Annotated in this window: 5 protein-coding genes and 1 pseudogene; 4 read left to right on the top strand and 2 right to left on the bottom strand. The window is 63.9% G+C overall.

The genetic code is table 11. The annotated features are described in order from the left end of the window. A pseudogene (locus WAO18_RS19770) lies at positions 1–133 on the top strand (diacylglycerol kinase family lipid kinase); the annotation flags it as partial. A 259-nt stretch (positions 134–392) separates the two neighbouring features. Beyond that, the gene (whiB1, locus tag WAO18_RS19765) at positions 393–647 is read left to right on the top strand and encodes a transcriptional regulator WhiB1 (RefSeq protein ID WP_067341882.1); all 255 of its coding nucleotides are present in this window, start codon (positions 393–395) and stop codon (positions 645–647) included. Between the two features lie 62 nt (positions 648–709). Here the strand turns inward: whiB1 and WAO18_RS19760 are convergent, their stop codons facing one another. Beyond that, positions 710–2,224 (bottom strand): sensor histidine kinase, encoded by a 1,515-nt coding sequence (locus tag WAO18_RS19760; RefSeq protein WP_422207925.1) that lies wholly within the window; start codon positions 2,222–2,224, stop codon positions 710–712. 29 nt (positions 2,225–2,253) lie between these two features. After that, the gene (locus WAO18_RS19755) at positions 2,254–2,469 is read right to left on the bottom strand and encodes a biotin/lipoyl-binding carrier protein (RefSeq protein WP_422207926.1); all 216 of its coding nucleotides are present in this window, start codon (positions 2,467–2,469) and stop codon (positions 2,254–2,256) included. 325 nt (positions 2,470–2,794) lie between these two features. Between WAO18_RS19755 and WAO18_RS19750 the strand changes: the two genes are divergently transcribed. After that, positions 2,795–3,535: a hypothetical protein gene (locus WAO18_RS19750; RefSeq protein WP_422207924.1), complete on the top strand. Its 741-nt coding sequence runs from the start codon at positions 2,795–2,797 to the stop codon at positions 3,533–3,535. Positions 3,536–3,602: 67 nt separating this feature from the next. Further along, on the top strand, positions 3,603–3,677 hold the full coding sequence (locus WAO18_RS19745; RefSeq protein WP_011728008.1) for a 50S ribosomal protein bL37: 75 nt from the start codon (positions 3,603–3,605) through the stop codon (positions 3,675–3,677). The last annotated feature ends 64 nt before the right edge of the window (positions 3,678–3,741 follow it).

The following is a 3,741-nucleotide window of genomic DNA, read 5'->3' as shown; positions in this document are numbered from 1 at the left end:
GGTGACGTGCGCCGATCCGCCCATGCCGAGTCAAATCGACGGCGACTACCTCGGCCTGCGCGAAGGGATGACGTTTCGTTCGGTTCCCGACGCCCTGAGTGTCGTCGCTCCGCCGGCAAAAAGGGTCATCTGACCTGCGACGATCGCGTTATGTGGGCAAAGACACTGGTCAGACTCCGAGGGAGTGTAGTACAAACGATTAAGGGATTTGGTAACAGATCCTTGAAGTGAGATAGCCCACGGACCAACGAGCCGCTATTGACATCTGTTGAGCCTGTGAAACGATCGAACTATCGCATGCAACGGTACGGAAACATTTGTTGTGTCTGCGTTAACAGCCGAAGAAAATCATTCGTGCGCATTGCTGCGCACACAGTGAGGAGCAACGACTTATGGATTGGCGCCACACAGCGGTCTGTCGCGACGAAGACCCGGAGCTGTTCTTCCCTGTCGGGAACAGCGGTCCGGCTCTCGCACAGATCGCCGACGCGAAACTGGTCTGTAACCGCTGTCCGGTAACCACCGAGTGCCTGTCGTGGGCGCTGAACACCGGGCAGGACTCTGGCGTGTGGGGTGGAATGAGCGAAGACGAGCGACGTGCACTCAAGCGTCGTAACGCTCGGACGAAGGCCCGAACCGGAGTCTGACCAGACTTTCAACGGTGCGGCCCCGACCAAATTGTCGGGGCCGCACCGTTGTGGGTGGGGCCTTAGTGCGCGTCGCGCGCGCGACGACCGATCGGAACTCTTAAGATCACATCCGTCCCGCCGTCGGGGGCGTCCTGCATATGCAACGAGCCGTCCAGCTCGGCCGATACCAGCGTCCGGACGATCTGCAGACCCAGCCGGTCGGATTTCTCGACGCTGAATCCCTCGGGTAGTCCCCGGCCGTTGTCGTGAACGACCACGTCGAGCCAGCGCGCCGAACGCTCCGCGCGGATCGTCACCGAACCGCCCGCGGCGGCGGCTTCGCAGGTGGCCGGCTCAAAGGCATGCTCGATCGCGTTCTGCACGAGCTCGGTGATCACCATGATCAGCGCGGTCGCCCGGTCTGAGTCCAGGACGCCGAGCATGCCGCTCCGGTTGATCCGGATCGGCGTATCGACCGTCGCAACGTCGTTCATGATCGGCAGGATCCGGTCGATCACCTCGTCGAGGTTGACCTCCTCGTCGACCGACATCGACAGCGCATCGTGCACCAGCGCGATCGACGACACCCGTCGCACCGATTCGATCAGCGCCTCTCGGCCCTCGGCGTTGGTGGTCCGACGGGCCTGCAGGCGCAACAGCGCCGCGACGGTCTGAAGGTTGTTCTTCACCCGGTGGTGGATTTCCCGGATGGTGGCGTCTTTGGACATCAGTGCGCGGTCGCGGCGTTTGACTTCGGTGACGTCGCGGACCAGCACCGCGGCGCCGGCCGCCGAGCCGTCGACCACCAGCGGCAATGTCCGCAGCAGCACCCCCGCGCCGCCGGCGTCGACCTCGATGCGCATGCTGGCCCCGCCGCTCAGTGAGTCGCGCACATGGTCGGCGAGTTCTTGAGCCTCGAAGGGGTCGGAGATCAACGGACGGGTGACCTCGATCAGGTTCTGCCCCTCCAGCTCCTGGGTCAGGCCCATTCGGTGATAGGCCGATAACGCGTTCGGGCTGGCGTAGGAAACGTCGCCGTCGACGTTGAGCCGGATGAATCCATCACCTACCCGCGGGCTCGAGCGCGACATCGCCATGTCCCCCACGTTGGGAAAGGTGCCCTCCGACAGCATGTGCACAAGGTCACCGGCGCAGTCGAGATAGGCAGTCTCCAGCGGGCTGGACTTCGGGCTATCCGCGACCGCGGTCTGATGCGTCAGCACCGCAACCACCGAGTCCGCGTGCCGAACCGGCACTGCTTCGATGTTCACCCCCGTCTGCTGCCACGAGTACTGTTGGCCCGCATCACGTTCCCAGCGAATAGCGCCCGATTCAAACGCCGCCGCAATCAACGGCATCCGATCGGCATCGACGACGGTTCCCACTGCGTCGCGCACCAGAACGGTCGGCGCCGTGTTCGGCCGGCACTGTGCGACACACACCAGCGAGCCGTCGTCACGGCGAACCCACATCAGGTAGTCGGCAAACGAGAGATCGGCCAGCAGCTGCCACTCGCCCACCACTGCATGCAGGTGATCGACGGCACTGCCCGGTAGAACGGTATGTTCGGCGAGCAGCTCACCGAGCGTGGACATCGGCGACTCCCGCCATCAAGCCCAGACGACTAGCTGATCACGGCGATGAGATCGCCGGCTTGGATCACGTCGCCCACCGACACGCTCACCTTGGTCACCGTCCCGGCGACTTCGGCGAGGACCGGGATCTCCATCTTCATCGATTCCAGCAGCACCAGGGTGTCGCCCTCGGCGATCTGGTCGCCTTCGCTGACCACGACTTCGAGCACGCTGGCCACGATCTCTGCCCGGACGTCCTCGGCCATCATCACCCCGTTCTTCAGCCAGCCGGATTTGCGTTGCTTCATCGAACCACAAGCGATTTCACCAGTTGCACTCAGAGCTTGGCGTAACCGGTTGCCCGGTCGGTAACGAGCACACCGCTCGATGGCCCATTTGTGCAGCTGAAAGGTCACGATTGATGTCACGAAGATATCGGTAAGCAAACTCCAAGATCACTAAGAGAACCTATAGAGCTTCTTCTGTGATCGTGTCGTGTTCGATTTGTGACATTTGGCAAGCAGAGTGTCCAAAGTGATTGGAGTGCCTGAAGCTCATAGAGTGAAACAGTCAAATTTGAGGAGTATTCCGTTGTCCGACAACACGTTTGCGCGTTCGACAACTCGCGGACCACTTGCCCGAGTGGCAACCGGTATCGGGGTGACGCTGGCAGCAATCGCTGCGATCGGGCTTGGCGACGGCGCTGCCGCTGCCGCTCCCCAGCAACCATTCGCCGCCGACGACCCGATTCCCGGCATGCCGGGCGCCGGCAGCGCGGTGAACATCGCTAATTCGCTCTTCGGCTCGCTGAGCGGGCTGATGAACAACGTCATCCCGGGTGCCGGCGACCTGTTGATGCCTGCCACCGGTGCGCTCGGCGGTGGCGGAGGACTGCCAGGCGGGCTCGGTGGCCTCGGTGGTCTCGGTGGCCTGCCCGGCGGTGTCCCAGGTGGCCTTCCCGGCGGCATTCCGGGCGGAGTCCCAGGTGGTCTTCCTGGCGGCCTTCCAGGCCAGACATTGCCGGGTCAAGCCCCTGGGCTTGGCGGCTACCCGGGTGGCCTTCCAGGTCAAACCCCGGGCCTGCCCGGCCAGATGCCCGGCGGGCTCCCGGGCCAGACCCCTGGGCTGAGCGGCTACCCCGGCGGCATTCCAGGGCAGCAGTTGCCTGGGCAGCAGTTCCCAGGCCAGACGCCTGGGCTGAGCGGCTACCCCAGCAGCCTTGCCCCCGGGGCTCCCGGTGCACAGGCGCCCGGCACGCTGGCCGGCCAGCCCGGTCCGGTCTCATCGGCAAGCGCCAACGGCGGCACCCTGGTGCACGTACCTGTGGTGTAGCAGTTGGCTTACCACGCCGGTGCCATGAAAGACTGACCGGCAAGCAGAACTGCGAGGAGGATCAGTCATGGCCAAGCGAGGCCGGAAGAAGCGCGACCGCAAGCACAGCAAGGCGAATCACGGCAAGCGGCCCAACGCTTAACCAACCGTTCGAACCAACAAAGACGCGGACCGTCCGACAGGCGGCCCGCGTCTTTGTTTTTGGC

Origin of the sequence: Mycobacterium sp. (assembly GCF_049278535.1) — a bacterium.
In the GTDB taxonomy this organism is placed as follows: Bacteria; Actinomycetota; Actinomycetes; order Mycobacteriales; family Mycobacteriaceae; genus Mycobacterium.
Note: the sequence above shows the minus strand (reverse complement) of the source record. Positions and strands in the feature narration are given on the sequence as shown.